The sequence below is a fragment of the Streptomyces sp. NPDC005303 genome (genome assembly GCF_040607335.1).
Taxonomy (GTDB): Bacteria; Actinomycetota; Actinomycetes; order Streptomycetales; family Streptomycetaceae; genus Streptomyces.
Genome location: NZ_JBEXGM010000017.1, coordinates 72,252 through 94,427, shown reverse-complemented (window position 1 = coordinate 94,427; position 22,176 = coordinate 72,252). Strand labels below are relative to the sequence as shown.

At 69.4% G+C, this 22,176-nt stretch carries 16 protein-coding genes and 1 pseudogene; 4 read left to right on the top strand and 13 right to left on the bottom strand.

Going from position 1 to position 22,176, the window contains the following annotated elements; all coding sequences use genetic code 11:
* Positions 1-7: 7 nt before the first annotated feature.
* The 8 genes from ABZT93_RS23615 to ABZT93_RS23580 form a co-directional block, all read right to left on the bottom strand.
* Positions 8-1,339 (bottom strand): hypothetical protein, encoded by a 1,332-nt coding sequence (locus tag ABZT93_RS23615; protein ID WP_356107613.1) that lies wholly within the window; start codon positions 1,337-1,339, stop codon positions 8-10.
* On the bottom strand, positions 1,336-3,168 hold the full coding sequence (locus ABZT93_RS23610; RefSeq protein WP_356107609.1) for a carbamoyltransferase C-terminal domain-containing protein: 1,833 nt from the start codon (positions 3,166-3,168) through the stop codon (positions 1,336-1,338). The genes ABZT93_RS23615 and ABZT93_RS23610 overlap by 4 nt, the downstream gene beginning before the upstream one ends.
* A gap of 13 nt (positions 3,169-3,181) precedes the next feature.
* Positions 3,182-4,501: a chorismate-binding protein gene (locus ABZT93_RS23605; RefSeq protein ID WP_356107606.1), complete on the bottom strand. Its 1,320-nt coding sequence runs from the start codon at positions 4,499-4,501 to the stop codon at positions 3,182-3,184.
* An 8-nt stretch (positions 4,502-4,509) separates the two neighbouring features.
* The gene (locus tag ABZT93_RS23600; RefSeq protein WP_356107604.1) at positions 4,510-5,961 is read right to left on the bottom strand and encodes a coproporphyrinogen-III oxidase family protein; all 1,452 of its coding nucleotides are present in this window, start codon (positions 5,959-5,961) and stop codon (positions 4,510-4,512) included.
* Positions 5,962-6,024: 63 nt separating this feature from the next.
* Positions 6,025-6,627, bottom strand: coding sequence for a gamma-glutamyl-gamma-aminobutyrate hydrolase family protein (locus tag ABZT93_RS23595; protein ID WP_356107601.1), 603 nt, complete (start codon positions 6,625-6,627; stop codon positions 6,025-6,027).
* A 20-nt stretch (positions 6,628-6,647) separates the two neighbouring features.
* Entirely contained in the window at positions 6,648-7,784 is a 1,137-nt protein-coding gene (locus ABZT93_RS23590; RefSeq protein WP_356107598.1) for a hypothetical protein, read from the bottom strand.
* On the bottom strand, positions 7,781-9,289 hold the full coding sequence (locus ABZT93_RS23585) for a coproporphyrinogen-III oxidase family protein (RefSeq protein ID WP_356107595.1): 1,509 nt from the start codon (positions 9,287-9,289) through the stop codon (positions 7,781-7,783). Before ABZT93_RS23585 ends, ABZT93_RS23590 begins: the two co-directional genes overlap by 4 nt.
* Positions 9,290-9,554: 265 nt before the next feature.
* Positions 9,555-11,351 (bottom strand): chorismate-binding protein, encoded by a 1,797-nt coding sequence (locus tag ABZT93_RS23580; protein ID WP_356107592.1) that lies wholly within the window; start codon positions 11,349-11,351, stop codon positions 9,555-9,557.
* Positions 11,352-11,577: 226 nt separating this feature from the next.
* Here ABZT93_RS23580 and ABZT93_RS23575 point away from each other — a divergent pair, with 226 nt between their 5' ends.
* The 3 genes from ABZT93_RS23575 (at position 11,578) to ABZT93_RS23565 (ending at position 13,241) form a co-directional block, all read left to right on the top strand.
* A complete protein-coding gene (locus ABZT93_RS23575; RefSeq protein WP_356107589.1) occupies positions 11,578-12,075 on the top strand; it encodes a YbaK/EbsC family protein in 498 nt (165 codons plus the stop codon).
* 335 nt (positions 12,076-12,410) lie between these two features.
* Positions 12,411-12,671, top strand: coding sequence for an RHS repeat domain-containing protein (locus ABZT93_RS23570; protein ID WP_356107586.1), 261 nt, complete (start codon positions 12,411-12,413; stop codon positions 12,669-12,671).
* Between the two features lie 48 nt (positions 12,672-12,719).
* Complete coding sequence (locus ABZT93_RS23565; protein WP_356107582.1) at positions 12,720-13,241, top strand: SMI1/KNR4 family protein; 522 nt, start codon at positions 12,720-12,722, stop codon at positions 13,239-13,241.
* 1,025 nt (positions 13,242-14,266) lie between these two features.
* Here the strand turns inward: ABZT93_RS23565 and ABZT93_RS23560 are convergent.
* On the bottom strand, positions 14,267-15,439 hold the full coding sequence (locus tag ABZT93_RS23560; RefSeq protein WP_356107580.1) for a magnesium and cobalt transport protein CorA: 1,173 nt from the start codon (positions 15,437-15,439) through the stop codon (positions 14,267-14,269).
* A gap of 30 nt (positions 15,440-15,469) precedes the next feature.
* Here ABZT93_RS23560 and ABZT93_RS23555 point away from each other — a divergent pair.
* Positions 15,470-16,579 (top strand): annotated as a pseudogene (locus ABZT93_RS23555) (winged helix DNA-binding domain-containing protein); the annotation flags it as partial.
* On the opposite strand, the gene ABZT93_RS23550 reads toward ABZT93_RS23555, so the two are convergent.
* From ABZT93_RS23550 to ABZT93_RS23535, 4 genes are all read right to left on the bottom strand, one after another.
* Positions 16,501-17,172, bottom strand: coding sequence for a LysE family translocator (locus ABZT93_RS23550; protein ID WP_356107801.1), 672 nt, complete (start codon positions 17,170-17,172; stop codon positions 16,501-16,503). The pseudogene ABZT93_RS23555 and the gene ABZT93_RS23550 overlap by 79 nt on opposite strands.
* 115 nt (positions 17,173-17,287) lie before the next feature.
* The gene (locus ABZT93_RS23545; RefSeq protein ID WP_356107577.1) at positions 17,288-18,079 is read right to left on the bottom strand and encodes a serine protease; all 792 of its coding nucleotides are present in this window, start codon (positions 18,077-18,079) and stop codon (positions 17,288-17,290) included.
* Between the two features lie 213 nt (positions 18,080-18,292).
* The gene (locus ABZT93_RS23540) at positions 18,293-21,109 is read right to left on the bottom strand and encodes an AAA family ATPase (protein ID WP_356107574.1); all 2,817 of its coding nucleotides are present in this window, start codon (positions 21,107-21,109) and stop codon (positions 18,293-18,295) included.
* A 162-nt stretch (positions 21,110-21,271) separates the two neighbouring features.
* Entirely contained in the window at positions 21,272-22,114 is an 843-nt protein-coding gene (locus ABZT93_RS23535) for a helix-turn-helix transcriptional regulator (protein ID WP_356107571.1), read from the bottom strand.
* Positions 22,115-22,176 lie beyond the last annotated feature (62 nt).

Sequence of the window (22,176 nt, the reverse complement as noted above, 5' to 3'; positions counted from 1 at the left end):
TCCCCCCTCAACGGTGGCTCACCAGGGCTCGGGCGGCGGCCTCGTCGCTCACCAGGCCGATGTGGGCGGTGGCCGCGAAGGAGCCGGGCGGACAGAACCGCACGCGGTCCACCACGGCACGCGCTTCGAGGTCAACGACGAACAGCTCGGCCGCTCCGCTCATGAAGACGTACCGGCCGTCGGAGCTGGTCGCCAGATAGAGCGGGGCACTGCTGTTCTTCTCGCAGACGAAGGGCGGTTCACGGTGCTCCTCCTCGAACAGGACGATCCGGTCGACGAGTTCGAGTGTCTCGGCAGCCAGTACGTAGAGCTTGTTGGGGTAGCCGGTGACGGCGAGGAGCCGGCGTCCCTCGTGCTGGAAGCAGTGCTGCGAGGTGATGCGCAGGAACTCGGGGTCGCTGTAGTTGCCCTCCAGGGTCAGCGTGCCGTCCCGGTATCGGTAGCGCTCGATCGTGCCGGGGCCGTGGAGCACGATCTGGGTGCGCCATTTGGAGATGTTGTTGCAGGAGATGTAGAAGACCTCCGGGTCGTGCGGGTCGATCTCGGCGTGAGCTGCGCACGCCCCGGACGGTGTACGCACGGTCAGCTGCTTGAGGTGCTCGTCGGCGACGACGAAAGCGGAGGGCGGGAAGCTGCCGGCCGCGTACGCCGCCACGTCCACCCCTTCCCTGGAGGCCCCGGGGACGCCGTCGGGACCCGACAGTACGGACAGGTTCATGTCCACCCCGACGAAGTATCCGTTCGGCGAGTGGACGAGCTGGTGAAGGGTGTCGATGAGGAAGTCCGGCAGCTCACCCCGGGTTTCCACGGCGCCGGTGACCCGGTCGTAGGTCATGAGCCGGGTCCGCAGCGGACAGTCCGGGACGTCGTAGCGGCGCAGCCGGTCCGCGGTGTCCGTGCTGGTGAACGCGATGGTGTCAGGGGCTGTCTCGCAGTTGGTGGAGGACAGTGTGCCCGTCACGTCGCCGCGCGGGCCCGGCGACCACACCGGGTGACCGTCGGCCGCGCTCAGGATCCGCAGATAGGGGGCTTGTTTGAAGGAGACGACGAGGTCTCCCGAGGCGGTCTCCAGGAAGCTGTGCGGATGCAGCAGGTACGGCAGGAGGTCCTCGACCCGGTCCAGTCCGTACGGCGGATCGCCCCTCAGGTGCCTTCGCAGGAACTCCAGCTGGCTCTCGCGTTGTTCCTCGATGCCGATGCGCACCTCGTGCAGTCGCCCTCGCTTCAAGTCCACGAACTTGTACAGCTCGCTGAGGCCGTCGGCCGCCAGCCCGCTCAGCAGCAGCCAGCCGTCCGTACGGCCGCCGCCGCTCAGGCCGAGGTCGGCTCCACCGTTCATTGCGACTCCTCTGTGGACAGGCCGGACTGGGGTTTGCTCACGATGACATCACCGAGGACCAGGTGGTCGATCTCGGTGCCGAGGAAGCACTCCAGCGCGTCGCGCGGGGTGCACACGATGGGCTCGCCGGCCACGTTGAACGATGTGTTGATCAGGCTGGGCAGCCCCGTCCGGTTCCGGAAGGCACGCAGCAGGGCCGCCAGTCGGGGGTTGGTCAGGTCGGTGACGGTCTGGGCCCGCGCGGTACCGTCCACATGGCAGGCACCGGGCAGCAGGGAGCGCATCGGCTCCCGCATCGGGAAGACGAAGGTCATGTAGGGGGAGCCGGTCTTCCTCCCCAGGTCGAGGACGTCCGCCGCGTCCTCCTCCAGCAGGACGGGGGCGAACGGGCGGAAGGGCTCGCGGCGCTTGACGCGGGTGTTGATGATGTCCTGGATGTCGTCGAAACCCGGGTTTGCGAGGATGCTGCGGTTTCCCAGTGCGCGCGGCCCGTACTCCATGCGGCCCTGGAACCAGCCGATGACGACCTTCTCGCACAGCAGCCCGGCCACCTCCTCGGCCAGCCTCTCCTCCGGGCACTCCCGCCACCGCACCCGTTCGGAGTACTCGCGCAGCGCCGCCCTTATGTCGTCCGTGCCGAAGGCGGGACCGAGGTAGGGGCTCGCGCGGTGAACCACCTGCCCGCCGAGTTCCCGTAGGGCGTGATGGCCCGCGCCGATGGCCACCCCCACGTCGCTGGCGCCGAAGCTGACGCTCAGGTCCTGGAACTGGCCGGAGCCGGCGAGCAGCTTCGAGTTGTTGACGCAGTTCAGCGCGAGCCCGCCCTCCAGCAGCAGCCGGGGCCGGTCGGTCCGTTTCTCCAGGGCGGAGAGCTGATGGGCGGTCACCGCCTCCACGGTGTCCTGCGCCCAGCGGGCGACCCGGGCCTTGAAGGCGAGGCCGGCCTGGTCCGCCGACGCGCCGGAGTCTGCCGCCACGCGGCCGAAGACCTCGTCGAAAAGCGCGTAGTAGCTCTGGGTGTCATGGAGTTCGTTGCGAAACCGCAGCGCGTACCGGCCGTCGTCCAGCAGTTCGACGACCTGGTCGAGAAGCGGGTTGTAACCGGCCGGTTCGGCGTAGGAGGCGAGACCCATCACCTTGTACTCATCGTTGTTGGGCACGAAGCCGAGGTAACGGGTGACCTTGCTGTACAGCATGGCGAGGGAGTTGGCGATGTCCACCGAGCACTCGTCGAAGACGGTCAGACCGTGATCGTCGATCTCGCCCATGACCGACGAGAGTGTCTCGGCCCGGCCGTCGCTGACCAGGAAGGCGGCTTCGCCACCGCCCGCCAGATAGTGACCGCACATCAGGTGCGCCAGGTGGTGCGGTACCAGCTTCAGCCGGCCGTCCGGGATCTCGTACCCGGTGCGCTCGGCGAAGTCCGAGCGGATGGCCTCCTCGGACGTGACCCGACGGTACAGCTCTCGGAGCCGGGAGATCTGCTCGAACTTCTCCGGGACGGTGAGTGGCGAGGCGAGCAGGCCGCGCAGCTGACCCTCGACGACCTCCGGGGTGAAGGCCCAGGGAAAGGCGAACACGTCGACGTCCCCGAGGCCGGCCCCGGCCTCCCGTAACGCCCAGCGCAGAGCACGCGCCGGGAAGTCGGAGGTCTTCTTCTCACGGTTGAGCCGCTCCTCCTCCACCGCCGCGACGAGTTCGCCGTCCACGAAGACGGCGGCCCCGGCGTCGTGGCCGAGCAGCCGGTACCGGTCGACGCCGCTCCGGCGGAAGTGTCGCGCGAAGACATCAGCGGAATGAGTGAACCCGTTAAAACCGACGACGATCATCCATGACTCCGCCCTATACCAGGAAGGCCAGTTTCAGTTGCAGTTCGCGCAGTTCCTGCTCGGCCGACGACTCGACGGTCACCCCGCCCGCGCAGCGCAGCAGCACGTCGTCGCCCTCGCGCACTCCACAGGTGACGACGGTGCTGGAGACCAGGTCGGCGCTGCCGCCCCGGTACCAGCCGACAGCCCCGCCGTAGAAACCGCGCGGCACGTCCTCGATCTCGTCCAGCAGGCGCTGCGCGCGGGCCTTGGGCGCGCCGGTGACGACGCCGCGCGGGAAGTTGCCGACCACGGCGGCCACGTCGAGCGCCGGTCGGGCGAGCCGTCCGCGCACGGTGGTCGCCAGGTACGTGGTCGGGCCGATGACCGTCGGCTCCAGCACGTCGCACACGGATACGGAGCCTGGTGCGCAGAACTTGCCGAGATCGTTGCGCTCCAGGTCGACCAGCATGACGTGTTCCGCGAAGTACTTGGGGTCCGTGCGCAGCCGCTCGCGCAACAGGGCCAGCTCCGCGTCGTCCCGGGCGGCCGGCTGGGTACCCGCGAAGACCCGGGTACTCACCCGGTCCCCGGCGACCGACAGGTGCGGCAACGAGCAGGCGCCGAAGAAGCCCTGGCCGCCCAGGCTCACCCAGTACGAGAAGTCCGCGTGCCGGTAGCGGTGGGAGATCTGCCGGAAGTACTCGGTGAGCGGCATCCGGGGGCGCACTCGGACGGACTGGGAGATGACGGCCTGGTACACGTCACCGCGGCGCAGATGGCCGCGTACGGCCTCCAGTTGTGCGGTGTAGCGCGCCCTGTCCAGCCGACTCAGCACATCGCAGAGCGCGGCGGTCCGCGACAGCAGTGCGGGGGCGGGCTCGGCTCGGACGCGCTCGACGATCCGCTCGGCCTCGGCTCGCAGACCGGCGTCTCCACCGGTCCGGACGGTGCCGTCGCTCTCGTCGTACCGCACGGCTGCCGCCACCCGGGCGACGAAGCCGAGCAGTCGGTCGTCGCGGACGGCGCCGCCGGATCGGGGCGAGGCCGCGCGCAGGCTGTCGTACGCGAGGGCGAACACCAGCTCACCGCCTTCCTCGGTGGCCGTGCGCAGCAGCCGGTCGATGTGCCGGGCCTGCGATCCGGGCACCGGCCGCCCCTGCCGGTACAGGCCCGAGGCGCGCACCTCCCAGGCGTCCTCCAGCGAGGCGAGGAGGTACTGGCGCCGCCCCGGCGGGTCCGGAGAACGGTAGAAGAACAGGGAGCCGAAGAGTGCCTCCACCGGCTCGATCAGACGGTACGGATCGAGTCCGGCGCTCCTTGTCCGGCCGTCCACCGCGCTCGTGTACGTCACCCGGTCCCCTAAACCACGAAGTCGAAGGCGTTCGTGCTCGCCGGGCGCGCGGGCGACTCGGCGTCGGCGCGCCCGCCCCCCGTGTGCGGCGGCAGACCGGTGGCCGTGCGGATGCGGGAGTTGACCTCCTCGGAGTAGAAGAGCCGTACGAACCGGTCGCTGAGGTCGGCGAATTCGGGAACGTACCTGATGCGCTCCGCGTCGCGGGTGACGATCCCGAGGCTCTCCAGGGCGTCGAAGGCCGTCCGGAAGCGCTCCAGCGGCCGGGAGCCCTGGGGGTAGTGGGACTCGAAGGCGCGGATGTCCAGCTCGGCGTGTTTCATGGCGAGCACCAGGTGCCGGCGGAGCGACTCGTCCTCGTCGAGCGGAAAGACTTTCTCCACCGCCGATTCACCGTTGTTGATACGGCGCATGTACTCGCGGTAGTTGAAGGCGTTGAGGTAGGTGTGGCCATGGCTGTGGCTGTATCCGCTGGCGCCGAGCGCGAGCACGTAGCCGTTGTTCCCCCAGTGGTTGTCCTGGTAGTGGAAGATCCAGTCCTCGCGGGGGAAGAGGTTGCGCGAGTACTGCCAGTACCCCATGTCGAGCATGCGGCGCTTGGCGTACCGGTAGAGGGTGAGGCTTCGGCGGAACATCCGGGCCGGGTCGTCGACGCTCAGCAGTGTCTTGTTGTTGATGGAACCTTCGCGCACCGACAGGGTGAACAGCGTGATCTGGGTCGGCAGCGGGTCCAGGGCGGCCACGGCGTCCATGGTGCGTTCCATGTTGCCGAACGCCTCACGTTCGATCCCTGCGATCAGGTCGATGTTGACGTTGGGCACGCCGCTGTCGGCCATGTGGTAGTAGGTGCGAATCACCTCGTCCGGCGAGTCGTTGCGGCGCGACTTGCGCAGGATCTCCGGGTCGAGCGTCTGTACTCCCATGGACAGGCGGTTCACGCCGTGCTCGGCCATGGCCCGGATGCGGTCGAGGGTCGCCGAATCGGGTGAGCACTCGTAGGTGATCTCACGGCAGCCGGAGAGGTCGAAGCGGCCGATGACGCGTTCGAAGAGGAAGGCGATCTGCTCCGGGTTGAGCCTGCTGGGCGTGCCGCCGCCGATGAAGACGGTCTCGATCCGCCAGCCGGGACGCGCCCGTAAGTAGCTCTGCGCCTCCTTCTCCAGGCAGCGCAGGTAGTCCCAGATGATCGTGGTGTCGTCCCGTACCACCGCCACGCTGTAGTAGCAGAAGCTGCACTTCTGACGGCAGAACGGGATGTGGATGTAGAGGTTGTGCGAGAACGTCTCGCTCCCCTCCCACAGCTCCTCGGGGGTGGGCCGCCGTTCGCCGGCCGGCTGCCAGGCGGAGAGGGGCGGATAGGAGAAGACCAGGCCCGGAATGTGGTTCTCGGCCTCCATCAAGGTGTCGATGACGGCGTCCCGGCCACGGTCACTGACGTCGAACAGGAACTCGGCAGGCATGGGTGGGTCCTCCTGTGGCGGACGGTAGGAAGGAGGTCGGAGGGTGTGTCGTGGTCGGCAGGCTCACATGGACAGGAAGTTCACGAAGACGCGCATGCCATGCGGCGTTCCGATGGACTCCGGGTGGAACTGCACTCCGTACAGCCGGTGCCGCCGTGATTCGAAGGACATGACTTCGTTGTCGTCCCGGGCGACGCTGGTGACCATCGAGGGGTGCGGCAGCGAGCCGGGGGCGACGACGCTGCTGTGGTAGCGCATGACCTCCGCGGCCTCCGGCATCCCGGCGAGCAGCCTGGAGGACGCCGTCCGGCCGAGCCGGGAGATCCGGCCGTGCCGGCCGTCCCGGGCCGCGGTGATGCGTCCACCCAGGTGACGGGCGAGGATCTGGTGCCCGAGGCAGACGCCGAGCACCGGGATCCGTCCCGCGAACCGCCCGACGATCCGGTAGGCGTTCCCGCAGTCCCCGGCCTCCTCGGCGTGGCCACCGCCCGCGGACAGCACGAGATGTGTGGGCCTCGCCCGCTCGACGCGGTCCACGGCGGCCGTGTTGGTGAGGATGTCGACCTCGGCACCGCTCATGGCCAGGTACTGGGCGATGTTGTGGGTGAACGAGTCGTGGTTGTCGATGATGACGGCGCGGCGGACTGCTGCGGCCGGATCGCTCATGTGGTCTCCCACTCCTCCTCTCACTGCGTCCCGGTGGGCTCGCCGCGCACCGCTCGTGCCTCGATCTCGAAGACGAGTTCCGGACGGCATACCGGCACGTAGGTGAGCAGGTGCGGGAAGTCCAGGTCCTGTGCGGCGAGGTACGCGGAGAACGCCGCCCGCACCGCGGGGTCCCGGCAGTAGACGTAGGCGCTGCAGATGTCCTGCGGTCCGGTCCCGCCCGCCGCGAGGACACCGAGGAGCGAGCGCATCGCGTAGTCGACGCAGACGGACGGGTCCTCGGAGGTGATGGAACGGCCCTGCGCATCGATGCTGGAGATTCCGGAGACGTTCACGGTACGGCGCCCTGCCATCCGCAGCAGATTGCCACGGACGAACCGGGGGCCGTACTCGCTCGGCGCGGTCTGCAACGGCGTACTGAGGACCGTGAGGATCTTCCCCTCCGCCGGATCCGTCTCCGTGTCCCGCGCCGTCTCCTGTGCCGACGCCTCGACGACCATGCTGACCTCGGCGCCGGGCGGCAGTGCCGCACCGATGCCGGTGCTGGCCGGGTACCGCCGGATTCCCCACCGGTCGAAGGCCTCGTCCCTCGCCTTGTTCAGAGCACTGTAGGAACTGCCGATGTCGGCGATGAAGAACCAGGTGCGGTCGATGTCGAGGGGGGTCATTCCCGCCTCGCGCAGCGCCGCCTCCACCACTTCCAGCCCGTGGGTGACCTGCGCGTACGTGCCGGTTCCGGCCGGGCGGGGCAGACAGTGGACGAACCTGCGCACGCGTGACCCGTCGAGCGTCCGGTGCGTCACCACAGACGCGCCGGAGGTGAGCCTGGCCACCGTCGTGTCGCCCGGCGCATGCGGGGCGAGCGCCATCAACTCGATGGAGGTGCCCGGTTCGCCGGTGTGCGTGGTCGGCCGTACCCAGATCCAGCGGTCGTCGTGGGCAGGCGGCGCCGTGGTCAGTTCCCCGAACACGACCGCCCGCAGCAGGTGCGCGCCGTATGTCCGGCACAGCTGGTCCGCCAGCGCCCCGACCGTGTCGAAACCGACGGGTCCCGGCGCGTGGTGCACGGCGTGGATCTCGGTGTCGGCCACGCCCTGCACGGCGCGGACGGAGAGCGGGAGACTGGCCGGGATGACGGGGAGGTCCGTGTGCGTCATGGGCGGCCCTCCGCCGCCCGGTTCCGACGTATGGGGGATACCGAGGCACCGACCGGTCCGCGGTCGATGGGTGAGAAGTCGTAGCGGTCGACCGGATCGTGCTTGAGGTCGGTGATGAGCCCGTTGGTCGCCCGGATGCGGGAGAGCACCGGCTCGCTGGCGAGCCTGAGCGCGATGCTGTCGGCGAACGGCGCGCCCAGGTCGGTGATCTGCATGCGGCGGTCGTCGATCTCCAGGAGCCCGTGGTCGACGAAGGGGGCGAGTTCGTCGGCGAACCGGTCCACCGGGTCGGCTCCGTAGCGCAGGCGGAACTCCTCGCGGTCCACCCCGGCGGACCGCAGGGGGAACATCACCGCCCGGCGCATGCGCTCTTCCAGGTCGAGCCGCGCACCGCGCCACACCGGGGGACGCCCGCTCTCCACGGCTGCCGTGTACCTGTCGATGGTGCATTCGTTGTAGTACTGGGTCTGGCCGACATAGCCGAAACCGGAAACCCCGAAAGGCAGGAGATTGATGTCCTCGATGGAATCGTACTTGTTCTCCTGCTGACGCGAATGGTGGCTCGTTTTCGCGTAGTAGAAGAGCGGGCCGCGGCGGAATCCTGTTTCCCGCATGATGATCTCGGTTGCGAAGTGCATGAGAAGCCGGTCACGGTTTCCCGGAAAGATCTCCGGATTATTCCGGTAGTGCATGGAGATTGGATCGGCCTGCTTGAACATCAGAGGGAAGATGTTGAACTTCTCGACGCCCGCGGCAACCAGGGAGCGAATGGTCGTGTACCAGTTCTCAAGGTTCTGGTAGGGAAGCCCGAAGATGAGGTCCACGGAGAGATTGCTGACCCCCCGGTCGGCAAGCATTCCAAGCAGCCGGTGCACGTCGGCGGAAGTGTGGCCACGGTTGAGCTTTTCGAGGATGCGGTCCTCCATGGACTGCACCCCGAACACCCAGCGGTTCACCCCTGCCTCGGAGACGGCGTCGAGCCGGTCCTCGTAGTCGGGTGCGTCGATGACGCTGGGGTGCAGCTCGAAGGTGGTCTCCGTATCGGCCGTGATCTGCACGGATTCACGCAGCCTGGCGAAGACCTCGGTGATCTGGCGAGGGCTGAGGTAGGAGGGGGTGCCGCCGCCGAAGTAGACGGTCTGCGCGGTGGGATGACCGGTCAGCGCGCCGGTGCCGGCCAGTTCCGCGTACAGCGTCTGCAGGTAGCGCTCGACCCGCTGCTCGGGTGGCAGGATCTCCTTGGCGAAATGACAGAAGGTACAGCGCTGTTCGCAGAACGGGATGTGGAGATAGACGCTGCATACCCTGGTGGCCTGTGGCAGAAAATCCGCGGGTTCCACGGATCCCATGGCCTTGAGTGGCGGGTAGGTGCCGATTAGGTAGTAATTCTCAATCGGCTGCAGTATGCCGAGCCGTTCCAGTGTGGCCAATGGAAGGTTGTCTACGGCGGAGCGCGCTTCCTTCGCAACCTGCTCGAAGTCAGGGAATAATAATAAATCGCTCAAGTGCTTGTCCCCCTGGGTAGGCGACGCGCGAGTCCCCTTGCTCCATGTGTGGAACCTGTGTGGAACCTGTGGGGCCGAATCACGTCGGCACGTTCGCTGAATAGCGGCTTGAAGCAATGAACCTCAAACAGGTAACAGTGCGGCGCACGTGACTGTCAACCCCGTATATCCCGGTCCGGACACGGCGAGGACACGGCGTTGGCCCGCACCAGCCGGTGAAGGGGCCGGTGCGGGCCAACGGACCACTGTCGATACCGACGGGGGCTCAGGCCTGGAGGTGCACCAGGGTCTCACGCAGAATCGTCAGGCAGTTGCTGGTCAACACCGACTCGACGTGGAACTGGAAGGTGCAGAAGTTCTCCGCGCGCAGCGCGAGCACCCGGCCGTCGGGCTCGGCGGCGATCCGGACGCCCGGCGGTGCGATCTCGGGGCGCAGCGCGAAGTAGGTGTTGTAGAAGCCGACTGTCTCCTGGGTGCCAAACAGGTCGACCGACTCCTGCACCCCTTGCAGCGGCGGGTCCACCGGGACGACCTCCATGCCCAGGTGCTGGCAGACAATCTGGTGGCCGAGGCAGACCGCGAGGAACTTCCGCCGGTCGTCCACCAGGGTGGCGACGAGTTCCCGCACCCGGCGCATCTTCGGGTCGTCGGCGTCGGTCGGGTCGCCGGGGCCGGGGCCGATCAGTACGAGATCCGTGCTGATGCCGGTGAGATCGGGATCGTCGTAGTCGCGGACCGTCACGTCCAGGCCCAGCCGCACCAGCGCGTGCGCCAGCATGTGGCTGAATTCGTCCTCGTTGTCGACCAACAGGACGGACTTGCCCATCACCTCAGGGGCAGGCAGGTGCTTGTCGGCCTGGTCTGCGATCCAGAAGCGGGAGAGGTGCTTGTTCCGGGACCGCAGGACCTGCTCCACCTGCGGGTCGACGAAGTTGCCCAGCACCTTCTCGGCACGCCGGGGCGAGGAGATCGCGTGCAGCAGACCGGCGACCTTCGCCTGGACCTCACGGGTCTCCTTCTCCGGGGAGGAGTCACGGACGATGCTGCCGCCGCTCTGCAGCAGAGCGCGGCCGTCCGGGGTCACCTCCATGGTGCGGATGGTGATCGCGCTGTCCAGGTACTCGTCGCCGTCGCCGTCGACTCCGTTGACCACGATGGCGGAGGAGTAGTAACGCCGCGAGGTGTTCTCGTACCGGCGGATGATGCGGGCCGCGTTCTCCAGCGGGCTGCCGATCATCGTCGCGGCGAACATGGACTCTCGGAAAGCGTCGATCTTGTCCATGTCGCTCTGCCCGACCAGCAGGTACTCGGTGTGGATGAGGGAACTCATCTCCTTGAGGAACGGCCCCTCGACAACTCCGCCCGACGAGCAGATCCGGGCCATCATCTTCAGTTCCTCGTCGACCACCTGGAAAAGCTCGTTGACCTCCTTGGGATCGGTGAGGAACTCGATCAGGTCGGCCCTCTTCGTCAACGAGGCCTTCGGCAGCGTCCCGCAGATGGGGTTCATCGTCACGGTGTTCTTGATGAAACTGATGTGCCGCTCCGGCGAGGCTCCGATGAAGTAGCGCTCGCCGTCGAAGAAGCAGAAGGTCAGGTAGGCGTCGGGCTCGTTGCGTACAAGCCGCTGGAAGACCGTCAGGGCGACGTCGGGCGAGAAGTCGTCGATCATCGCCTCCCCCCGCCGGGAAATCAGGAAGTTCGAGCCCTCACCGCGGCAGATCTCGTCCGCGATGATCCGCCGCACCTTCTCCGCGTACTCCTCGTCGGTCATCTCGAACTCGACGCGGGAAACGCCGAACTCACGCTCCGGGCCGGCCAGCACCTCGTCCAGATCCACCTCGTGGCACTCGGAGGCGACGAGCGAGATGATCGGTTCGCCGCCGTCGTGCAGCTCGAATCCGCGCTCCTGCAGCTGCTTGTAGGGGACCATGCTGATCACGGGCAGGTCGGTCGGACGCGGCATGTCGGCAAGCAGGGTCGTGTACCGGATCTCACCGACGGCCTTGCGGGTCTTTCCGTCAAGGTGGAAAAGACAGAACGGCTGAGGGCTGGCAGTCAAAGGAGTGCCCTTTCACGGCAGGTGCAGGCAGGGGGGATTTCCGCTCGCGCGACGTCCGGCGCGTACCTGCGACGGCAGCGAGGCGGTAATCACAGTACAGCCAGCGGCTCCCCCCGACCGGCGGACGAAGCCGAGGAGAGGGAGGTGATCCACGCACTCCCTCGGACACAGCCGCCCCGCGGATAGGGTTGGTCGATCCGGACCGCTCCACTGCGAGAGGAACAGTATGGAGAGTCCCTCGTTACCACCCGCACCGCCGGCCGCGCTGCTGCTGTCGGCCGCCGACATCGCCTTCGAGCTCCACCGGCATGAAGCGATCCGCACCGCGGAGGACATCCGTACGCGCACTGCCTTCACCGAACAGGAGCGTGCGAGCTCGGTGAAAACGATGGCTTTCGTCACGGTCCCGCGCGGCATGGTATTGGCCGCGGTCCCCGGCCTGGCGCGGATCCGCTACGGCCCGCTCGCCTCGGCTCTGGGGGTCCACCGCTCGGTGCTGAAGCCCGCGGACGAGGAGGTGCTGCGGCAGCTGGACATGGAGCCGGGCGGTGTGAGCCCGCTCTGTGCCGATCCCGGGGTCACGGTGGTCTTCGACTCCGCCGTCCCCCTGATGGGCCGTGTGCTGTGCGGCAGCGGATGGGCGCAGTACACCGTGGAAGCGGAGTCGGCCGACATCGTGCGCCTCGCTCCGAACGCTCTGATCGCGGACATCGCCGTTCCCTGACCTACCCGGCCCTCGGCCACTGGGCTTTTCGCGTTGCGTTCGGATGGTGACGTTGGGTGATCCCTGCGGTATGTCGGTGTTACGCGGTATGCGGATGGTGGGGGCCCGGCTGCCGGGCGGCGGGCTGTGCGTGAGGGGATCCGGCTGGTGGCCGGGTAGTGATGTGCACGGGGTGACAGGACCTCGGACATCGCCAAGGACCTTCGGGTGAGCGAGCGTTCGGTCGAGCGCCGGCGCCGCAACAGGCGTGAAGGCGGCATGCAGGGGCGGAAAGGCTGTTCCTCTCGGTCGCCGAGCGCCTGCGTCCCGAACTGCCGGGACTGCCCACCCTCGTGGTGACGGACGACGGCGACGACCGGGGGAGCGGGCCTGCACACCTGGAAGGACGGCCGGCCCGACACGGACGGTGCCGGCCCACCGAACCCACTTCACCTCAGTACACGACCTCGTACACCTACGACAGCTACGGCAACAAGTCGGGTGAGACCGATCCCGACGGCCAGGTGTACGCGTACACGTATGACGCCAACGGCAGCCCGCTGACCACCACGTACGCCTACTACGCAGGATCACGGACACTTACTCGTGCACTGTGATCAACTCCAGAACCGGAGTCGGCTCGACATGCTAGAAGAGGTCAAGTAATGACGGTGATAGCGGAGATCCGGGCTTTGTTGGGCCCACCCGGATTCCACTGGACGGACCCGGCGCCGTGGATCGAAGCGGAGCGGGAATTCGGCATCGAGTTCCCGGCGGACTTTCGTGAGGTCGTGGATGCCTACGGGTCGGTCGAAATCAACGGTCAGCTCTATCTGGAGCATCCCGCCGGTCACCTTCTGCACAGCCTCGGAGAATCCATCAGGGGAGATCTCGAACTCTTCCGCGAAGAAGACATGGTGGAGCACTTGCCGAGTCCGGCAGGGGCGAACCCCGGTGAGCTGATGCCGGTGGCCTCGGCCAAGACGGGGGAGTGGGTTTTCCTGCGCGTTCCGGACAGCCCCTCGTCGCCGTGGCGGGTCGTGGTGGTGGAGCTCGACAGCCCGGCCTGGACTCTGCACGAGATGACATTCGGCGAGTGGTTGCTCGCCTACCTCAGGGGCGAGGACGTGACGGTGTGGTCCCGCAACCACGCGCCCGACCGCCCGTTCTTCGAATCCCTGAACTGAACTCGGCACTCGTGGAGCAGAGGAAACACGTGCCCGCGACGACGCATGTCATCTCTCCCGACCTCGGCTGTGGATCTTGCTTGTGTGGCTGCTCGGCTCCGATACCGCGGCTGCCCGCCCACCTCGGCCGGTCTCCCATGTCGACACCGCCACCCGGGCCTGTCTGTTGACGTCCACCGACTCGGATCCGGGCGTGGCGAGGACGTGGGCGGCGATGCGACAGTTGGCCGGTGGCGGTACGTCGAGCGTGGTCGTGCAGCGCTACCGTCTCCCGGACGAAGCGGACGGCGCGACCTACGTCAACACCCTGGTGCAGCTGCGCTGATCGGCGATCGTCTCCACCGGGGCCGCGGCGCGCGCGGCCGTGGCGACGACGCTCGCCGCCGGACATCCGCGGGGCGTCCACTTCGCGGTCGTTGCCGATCATCCGGTGGCGGGGGCGACCCGGGTGGGCCCGGGTTCGGTGAGTGCGCAGGCCCTGGCCGGGCTGATCGGCGGGCGGGAGCGACCATGACGTGCGGCTTCCCGGAGGGGAACCGGCCCGGTCCCATCCCACGGTGACCCGGCTGCGGCTGGTGCTCCCGCCTCCAGGCAGTGCGAGCAGACGTCGGTCCCATTCGTGCCCCTGTACCACGTGGACTCACTGGCGCTCTCCGTTTATGGACAGCTGGGACGACCCGAGCCGGCCGCTCCGGCCGAATCCGCCGCCGAACGTCTTGGAGATGGCCTACGGGTGTTGTCGCTCTTGGCGACCGCGGACTTCACTGATGCCCAAAGGGGGGCGGCCTTGTCCCTCGCCGAGGGCATGCAGCACGGGGATTCCAGCCGTGCCTGGTCGTTGTCCCTGGCGACAGGCCGACAGGCCGACAGGCCGACAGGCCGACAGGCCGACCGGCTGGCCGCCGGCCACGACCGTATGCTCCTGCGCCACTTCTCCCCAGGAACTCCCCAAAGCCGATTCTGGCCTGATTCGTGACCGGCGCGAGAGCGAAGGCCGCGCAAGCACTGAGCCCGGCAAGAGGGGCTCAGAGCCAGTCCCGCCGCTTGAAGATCACGTACAGACTGACGCACACCACCCCCATCAGGCCGATCGCGAACGGATACCCGAACCTCCAGCTCAGCTCCGGCATGTGCTCGAAGTTCATCCCGTAGATCGTCCCCACCAGCGTCGGTGCGAAGAGGATGGCCGCCCAGGACGAGATCTTCTTGATCTCCTCGTTCTGCTCGAACCCCGCCTCCGCCAACGCCCGCATCTCCGCGTTCTGTTGCTGGGTGACGAGGGTCGCGTTGACCGTGAGGATGTCGGCGAGGGCCTGGCGGAAGCCGTCGACCCGTTCGCTGGTGTGGGTGACGTGGTCGGCGACGTCCCGCAGATACCGTTGGAGTTCCTCGTCCGTGCCGTACTTGGCGAACCCGGCCATCAGGGCGTGCAGCATGCTGACCAGGGGGCGGGTCGCGCGCTGGAACTCGACCATCTCGCGGGAGAGTTCGTAGATGCGGCGGGAGACCTCCGGGTCACCGCGGAAGACCTCCGTCTCGATCTCGTCGATGTCGTTCTGGACGCCCGCGACGACCGGCGCGTAGCCGTCGACCACCGCGTCCAGGATGGCGTAGAGGACGGCCTCGGGGCCCAGTCTCAACAGCTCCGGTGTCTTCTCCATCCGGTGGCGGACCGCCGAGAGGTCGGGGGCCGCCCCGTGCCGGACCGTGATCACGAAGTCCGGGCCCACGAAGACGTGCAGCTCGCCGAAGTCGACCTCCTCGGGGGCGTCCAGATAGCGGGCCGCGCGAAGGACGACGAAGAGCGTGTCGCCGTAGCGCTCCAGTTTCGGGCGCTGATGGGCCTCCATCGCGTCCTCGACCGACAGGGGATGCAGGTCGAACTCCGCGGCCAGGGAGAGGAGTTCGCTCTCCGGAGGGCGGGCCAGGCCGATCCAGGCCATGCCGGACCGCTGTTCGCGCAGTTCGCGGAAGGTGTCCGCGAGTGTCGCGGGGGAGGACACGCGTACGCCGTCCCGGTAGAGGGCCGCCTGGACGATGCTCGGCGGCTCGGCCGGCTCCGGGGCGGAGGGCCCGTCGGCGGGCGCCGGAGCGTCGGAAGGCCCGGAGGGCGGGGTCAGGGCGCGGCGCCAGACGGACTTCCTGGAACCCTTGGCGCCGGAGTTCTTCGGGGCGGGTCGGGCGCGTCGCTCGGACATCGCGGCTGCCTCTCGCTCTCGGGTCGGCCGATGTCGGCGGGATCACGGAGCAGGGTATACGGGGCAAATGACATCCTGGGGAGGGCCGCGCGAGGACGCGGTGAGAGTTGCGGACAGAGCCTGTCCGCAAGCGCGTCTAGCGTGTTCCTCATGACGAAGACGACCACGTCAGCCCCCGTGCTCGGCATCCGCGCCCTGAACCGCGCGACCCTCGACCGGCAGCTGCTCCTGCGCCGGTCCGGTCTGTCCGCGAAGGCCGCCGTCGGGCATCTGCTCGGTCTGCAGGCCCAGAACGTCAAGCCGCCGTACTACGCGCTCGCCGCCCGTCTCGACGGGTTCACCCCTGAGGCGCTGTCGCAGCTGATGGCCGACCGCGAGGTCGTCCGGATCGTCACCATGCGCTCGACCATCCACACCCACACCGCCGAGGACTGCCTCACCCTGCGGCCCCTCGTGCAGCCCGCCCGGGACCGCGAACTCACCAACTTCCGCAAGGGACTTCAGGGCGTCGACCTCGACCGCCTCGCCGTCCTCGCCAGGGAGCTCGTCGAGGCCGAGCCGCGCACCATGAAGGAGCTGCGCGAGGCCCTCCTCGCCGAGTGGCCGGACGCCGACCCGCAGGCCCTCGCCATCGCCGCCCGCTGCAAGCTGCCCCTCGTCCAGGTGACGCCGCGCGGGCTGTGGGGCAGGAGCGGCCAGGTCGCGCTCACCACGGCGGAGCACTGGCTGGGCCGCCCGGCCGAGTCCGTCCCCACCCCCGACGCCACCGTCCTGCGGTACCTCGCCGCCTTCGGCCCCGCCTCCGTCAAGGACATGCAGACCTGGGCCGGACTCACCCGACTGCGCGACGCCTTCGAACGGCTCCGTCCCCGGCTGCTGACCTTCCGCGACGAGAACGGCGTCGAACTCCTCGACCTCCCCGACGCGCCCCGCCCCGCCGAGGACACCCCGGCCCCGCCGCGCTTCCTGCCGGAGTTCGACAACCTGCTGCTCTCGCACGCCGACCGCACCCGCGTGGTGCCGAAGGAGTACTGGGGCCGCAGCTGGCAGGGCAACCAGGCCTACTGCACCCTCCTCGTCGATGGCTTCCTCGCGGGCGTCTGGAAGCTCACCGCGGACGCCCTCGTCGTGGAGCCCTTCGACCGCCTCACCAGGGCACAGCGGGAGGACGTCACCGCCGAGGGGGAGCGGATGCTCGCCACGCTGCACCCGGGGACGCCGTACGACATCCGGTTCGGGACCGTCGTAGGAAAGTGACCCCCGGAGCAGTGCATCTGCGCCGGGACGCGGCCCGCAGCGTGGTCCACGAACTGGGGGAGCACGGCGGCGAAGAAGACAATGCCCTTGGGGTTGGTGACGCCGACGAGGGCGCTGTCGAGCACGGTCCGCAGGTCGCCCCGCGCCGGGCCCGCGGAAGGTGAGGTGATCGCCGACGCCTTCAGCTCGCCCCGGTGCCGGAACGCCTGGACCCCGAGGAGGACCAGATACGCGGCGCCCGCCAGTTTCACCGCCAGGTAGACGGCCGCCGACCGCTCCACCAGGGAACCGATGCCGACCGCGACCGCCACGACGAGCGGACAGGAACCGAGGACGTTGCCGATCGCCGTCGCCACCGCGGTGCGCCGACCGTGGGCGAGGGCCCGGCCGATGACGAACAGCACGCTGGGGCCCGGGATGACGATCACGAGCAGGGACATCGCGGCGAAGGCGAGGACGCGGTCCGTGGACACCATGGCGGTCATTCCCATGGATCGCGCCCATGGATAGGGGGCGCTGCGGGCCGCTCGTGGTGGCCCGCAACGCCCCCGGTCTCTCACCTGAGGGATGCTCAGGAGAACTTCTGGGGACCTACGAGTTGACCTGCGCGGTCACGAGGCTGGAGAAGGTGGTCAGCCGGGTGTAGACACCCGGGTAACCGGCCTCCGCGCACCCCTCTCCCCAGGAAGTGATCCCTGCCAGGACGCCCCCGATGAGCAGGGGACCGCCGCTGTCGCCCTGGCAGGTGTCTACGCCGCCGGATGCGTATCCGGCGCAAACCATGTCGCTCGCGACGAAGTCGGAGCCGTAGGAACTGGCACAGCTGGAGTTGGACACGATCGGGACGGTCGCGGTCCGCAGCTGGTTGGAGGAGCTGCCGCTCTCCGAGGTGGTGCCCCAGCCGACGATGCGGGCCGTGGTGCCGGCCGCGTACACGCTGGTCTGGGAGGAGGAGACGTACGACGCCGTCGTGTACGGCATCGACGTCGACAGGGTCAGCACGGCCACGTCGTCGCCGTTGGTGGCGTCCGTGTAGCTCGGGTTGATCCAGATCTTGCTGACTCTGCTGACCGTGCCGTTGGTGCCGTTGAGGTAGGTGCGGCCGCCGACGACTCTCACGCTGCTGGTGGTCTCGCCGACCATGCAGTGGGCCGCGGTGACGACCTTGGTCGCGGAGACCAGGGTGCCGCCGCAGAACTGGTTCTGCGAGGCGTCCGTGATCTGCATCATGAACGGGTACGAGGTCGTGGTCGTCGTCGTACCGCCGACGATGGGCTGGGGAGCGGCGACGGCGGTGGGGGCGCCGAGCAACGCGGTGGCGGCGGCAGCGGAGGCCGCCAGGGCCACTGCGCCGGCCTTCTTCGCACGGGTGAGACCGAACATCGGTGAGTCTCCTCAGGGTTGCCGGTGGGGGGTCGCGCGGGTGTGGGGGTGGTACACGGGGGTCGCGGGACCGACCCCCGTATGCCCGGGCGAGCGGCATGTTCATAAGCTAGAACGCGGAAGTTCCCCCTCCCAATGAGGGAACCCCCTAAGGGAGTTGGGCAGGGAAAACCCTCGGTCGGCCCTGGGCGAGCTGTTCTGACGGACCCTCGGCTACGGGCGGCGGCCCGCCGCCAGACGGACGATGTCCACGCGGGAGCGGATCCCGAGCTTGCGATAGACCCGGGTGAGCGTCGCCTCGACCGTCTTCACACTGATGAACAGCCGCGCGGCTATCTCCCGGTTGGTGGCGCCCTCCATCACGAGCGCGGCCACCTGACGCTCCATCGAGGCGAGCCCTTCGAGGGTCTCCAGCCCGTCCGGCGCGACCGTGGCCGCGGGCTCCGGCTCCACCGGCCGGGCCAGCGCGGCCGCCTCCACCTGACGCAGCCACGGCAGTGCCCGGCAGCGCCTGAAGAGCCGGGCCGCCTCGTCGTACGAGGTCGGACCGGGCCGTCGGGTGCGCAGCTGGGCCAGGACGAAGGCCGCGCGGGCCTCCTCCAGGCCGTGACCCAGCTTGGCGAGACGATCCTGCACCGACGTCAACTGGACCAGCGCCGCGTCGTGTTCACCTCGGGCGGCCCGCACCAGCGCCTCGGCCCGGTCCAGTACGGCCAGCACGCTCTCGCGGCCCAGCCGCAGCGCGTTCACCCGCGTCACGTCGATGACGTCCTGTGCCTCGCCGGTCTCCCCGATGCGTACGAGGGCCTCGGCTAGGTCGCCCTGCCAGCGGCCGCGCGCCGGGTCGGTGATGCCGAGGCCGTGCTCCAGCTCGCGCACCCGGCGCAGCGAACGCACCGCGCCCTGCGCGTCCCCGGCGACGAGCTGCGCGTACCCGAGGGCGGTCAGGCCCCGGGACTCGTACATCTGGTCGCCGTTCTCCTCGGCGTGGTCGACCGCTTCCCGGGCCAGTTCGAGCGCCCGCTCGACCTGGCCGCCCGAGGCCTCCGCGAGGGAGGCGAGCACGGCCGAGGCCACCTCGCCGATCCCGGTGTCGCGGGCCATCATCAGGCTCTCCCGGGCCAGGTCGAGCGCCCGCCCGCAGTGCCCGGAGCGCAGTTCGGTCTCGGCCACCCCGCGCAGGAAGTGCACCTCGCTCTCGACCGAGCCGCGCCGCCGCACCTCGCGCAGCAGCGCGGTGACCGTGGCGCGGGCCTCGGGCAGCTGGTCGCTCATGATCAGCCAGCGGAAGCGGGAGTAACCGGCGCCGTTGTGGTGGCAGGCCACCCGCGGGTCCTGGGGCTCCTTCAGGGCCCGCTTGATGGTCGCGGGGGCGTCCGGATGGCCCATGAGGGTCTCCAGCTGGGCCTGGAAGGACAAGGCCATCAGTTCGTTGTAACGGTCGCCCGCGCGCGCGGCCAGGGCCGCCGAGTGCGCGGCCTCCCCGCGCGCCTCGTCGAAGTCGCCCTCGACGAGCAGGGCGCGCCAGGCCAGCTGGTAGCGGATCAGGGCGAGCAGTTCGGGGTCGTCGCCCGCGTCGGCCAGCGCCTGCGGGAAGACCGCGTCGACCTCCGTCATGGCGTGGCCCGCGGTGTCGATGACGATGATCCAGGCCCGCACCCGGTCGGCGGCCACGGTGGCCCGGGTGAGCACGTCCCGGGCGATGTCCCGGGCCAGGTCCAGCTCACCGGCGGTGATCGCGTCCTCGGCCGCCGTCAGCCGCCGTACGTCGGGCGCGGGCACGCTGTCGGCCGGGGTGTGCCGGGCGGACAGCAGTCCGAGGGAGGCGGCCATCGAGGGCGCGCCCCGGTCCCGGGCCAGGGCGGCGGCCTCGGCGAGCCGGGCGGCCACCTCGGGGTCGGTGCCGGTGGTCGCGAGGGCCAGGTGGCGGGCCCGTTCGATCGGGTCGGAGGCGGCCGTGGACAGCGCCCGGTGCGCGTCCCGCCGTTCCTGCGCGGGCGCCTCCGCGTACAGCGCGGCCGAGATCAGCGGATGCGCGAAGCGTACGGCGGGACCCTCGGCCTCCGTCGCGAGCAGGCCCAGCGCGGCCGCCTGGGCCATCTCGGCCTCGGCGTCCCCGCGGCCGGCCGCGTGCAGCAGCGTTGGGGTGGGACGGGCGCCCGCGCTCGCCACCAGGAGGGTGCGCCGGGCCTCCTCGGACAGCATCTGCAGACGGCTGAGCACGAGGGCCCGCAGTGAGGTGGGCACCGGCAGCGGCTCGCCGGGGCGGGGCAGGGTCGGGTTCTCGGAGAGCGCGCGGCCGAGTTCCAGGGCGTAGAAGGGGTTGCCGCCGCTGGTGCGGTGGATGTCCCGGACCGTGGAGCGCTGGAGGCCGGTGTAGCCGCGGTGGTCGAGCAGCGCGGCCACCTGGGCGCGGCTGAGCGGGTTGAAGCGGACGGCGAGACTGTCCGGGGGCAACACGCGTAGATGGCGGTCGTACTCGGGGCCCTCGGTCCGGACCGCGCACAGCATCCGGACGGGGATGTCGCCGAGCCGGCGGGCGGCGAAGCCGAGCAGTTCCAGGCTCGCCGGATCCAGCCACTGCATGTCGTCCGCGACGACCAGGACCGGCCCCTGGGCGGCGAGGGCGCGCAGCGCCGACAGCACGGCCAGACGCAGGGCGAGGCCGTCGCGCTGGAGCGTGGACTCACCGCGCCCGGTCAGTGCCGACTCCAGCGCGGTGCGCTGGGCGGCGGGCAGCTTGTCGGAGATGTCGTCCAGGACCAGGCCGAAGAGGTCGGCCAGGGCCAGGAACGGGAGGTGGGATTCGGACTCGGTGGCCGAGCAGCGCAACACGGTGTGGGACGCCTCGCCGTATTCCGTGGCCAGGGCCCGCAGCACGGTCGACTTTCCTATTCCGGCCGGACCGTGCAGGAGCACGCTGCCGCCCCGGGTCAGCCGGTCACGGGCCTGACCGAACAGGTCGTCCCGGCCGATGACCAGGTCGGGGCGGCATCTCGCAGGCTCCTGGAAGTCGCGTGGCACGGTCACCGCTCCCCTCCCTGTGTCGTGTCCTGGCCAATATTAGGCAAGGTGCTTCGAAATTCGGCGAGAAGATGCGGTGAGGGAAATAACAACCGTTCCGCATGGAGAAATTCAAAGCGCCCGTGAATGAATGGGATGTCTACAAATGTTACGGGAGTGGCCGGGATGTCACGGGAGCAGTCCCGCCCGGCGTGCGGCGACCACCGCCTCGCCACGCGTCCTGGCCCCGAGCCTGCGCATGGCCGACCGCAGGTACGCCTTGACCGTCTCGGCGGTCAGGCCCAGTCTGTCCGCCGCCACCGCGTTGGTCGCCCCGGCCGCCACACAGGACAGGACGTCCAGCTCACGAGGCGCCAGAGCGACCCCCTTCGAGGGCGTGGGATCCGGGGTCAGCAGCGCGCAGGCGTCGAGCAGCTCGGCCCGCAGCGCGGGGTCGCCGATCCGGGAGGCCAGCGCCCGCAGCGCCGCGTGCGCCTCCCGGACCTGCTCCCACGCCGAGGCGTCGCCGCGACCGGGCTCGGCCCGGACCGCCCCCCGAGCCGCGACCAGCACGTCCCGCGCCTGGTCGCCGACGACCAGCGCCTGCTCCACGTCCCGTGCCGCGTCCACCGCCGCCGTCAGCGTGCGGTCGCCCAGGGGCCGGGCGTCACGCAGGGCGCCGTACAGCACGCCCCGCACCCGGCGCCGTACGACCACGGGCACGGCCAGCACCGAGCGCAGCCCCTCCGCGGCGACCGCGGCGTCGTACTCATGGCTGATCTGCCGGGACAGGGAGTAGTCCGCGACGGCACACGGCCGGGCCAGTGCGACGGTCTTGCCGCCGAGGCCGTTGCCCGAGGTCACCGCGAGTGCGAGAAGCGAGGTGGTGGCCGTACCGCTCAGTTCGCTGATCCGTATCTGCGGGCGCCCGGACTCGACCAGACCGCCGAAGGCGACCGGGAGGCCCGTGGTGCGCCGCAGCCGCGTGAGTGCACGCCGGATCTCCACGGCGCCGGCCGCGTCCACTGTCACCTGTTCGTCCCTTCACCGCGGCACACACCCCCGTTCGGGGGTAGTGAGAGCTGCATCACGGA

What these genes read in the sequence shown, in the direction of transcription:
- ABZT93_RS23610 (WP_356107609.1), bottom strand. Translation starts at nt 3,168, where the DNA reads ATGATCGTCGTCGGTTTTAACGGGTTCACTCATTCCGCTGATGTCTTC.
- ABZT93_RS23615 (WP_356107613.1), bottom strand. Translation starts at nt 1,339, where the DNA reads ATGAACGGTGGAGCCGACCTCGGCCTGAGCGGCGGCGGCCGTACGGAC.
- ABZT93_RS23545 (WP_356107577.1), bottom strand. Translation starts at nt 18,079, where the DNA reads ATGTTCGGTCTCACCCGTGCGAAGAAGGCCGGCGCAGTGGCCCTGGCG.
- ABZT93_RS23600 (WP_356107604.1), bottom strand. Translation starts at nt 5,961, where the DNA reads ATGCCTGCCGAGTTCCTGTTCGACGTCAGTGACCGTGGCCGGGACGCC.
- ABZT93_RS23575 (WP_356107589.1), top strand. Translation starts at nt 11,578, where the DNA reads ATGGAGAGTCCCTCGTTACCACCCGCACCGCCGGCCGCGCTGCTGCTG.
- ABZT93_RS23565 (WP_356107582.1), top strand. Translation starts at nt 12,720, where the DNA reads ATGACGGTGATAGCGGAGATCCGGGCTTTGTTGGGCCCACCCGGATTC.
- ABZT93_RS23590 (WP_356107598.1), bottom strand. Translation starts at nt 7,784, where the DNA reads ATGACGCACACGGACCTCCCCGTCATCCCGGCCAGTCTCCCGCTCTCC.
- ABZT93_RS23595 (WP_356107601.1), bottom strand. Translation starts at nt 6,627, where the DNA reads ATGAGCGATCCGGCCGCAGCAGTCCGCCGCGCCGTCATCATCGACAAC.
- ABZT93_RS23560 (WP_356107580.1), bottom strand. Translation starts at nt 15,439, where the DNA reads ATGTCCGAGCGACGCGCCCGACCCGCCCCGAAGAACTCCGGCGCCAAG.
- ABZT93_RS23550 (WP_356107801.1), bottom strand. Translation starts at nt 17,172, where the DNA reads ATGGTGTCCACGGACCGCGTCCTCGCCTTCGCCGCGATGTCCCTGCTC.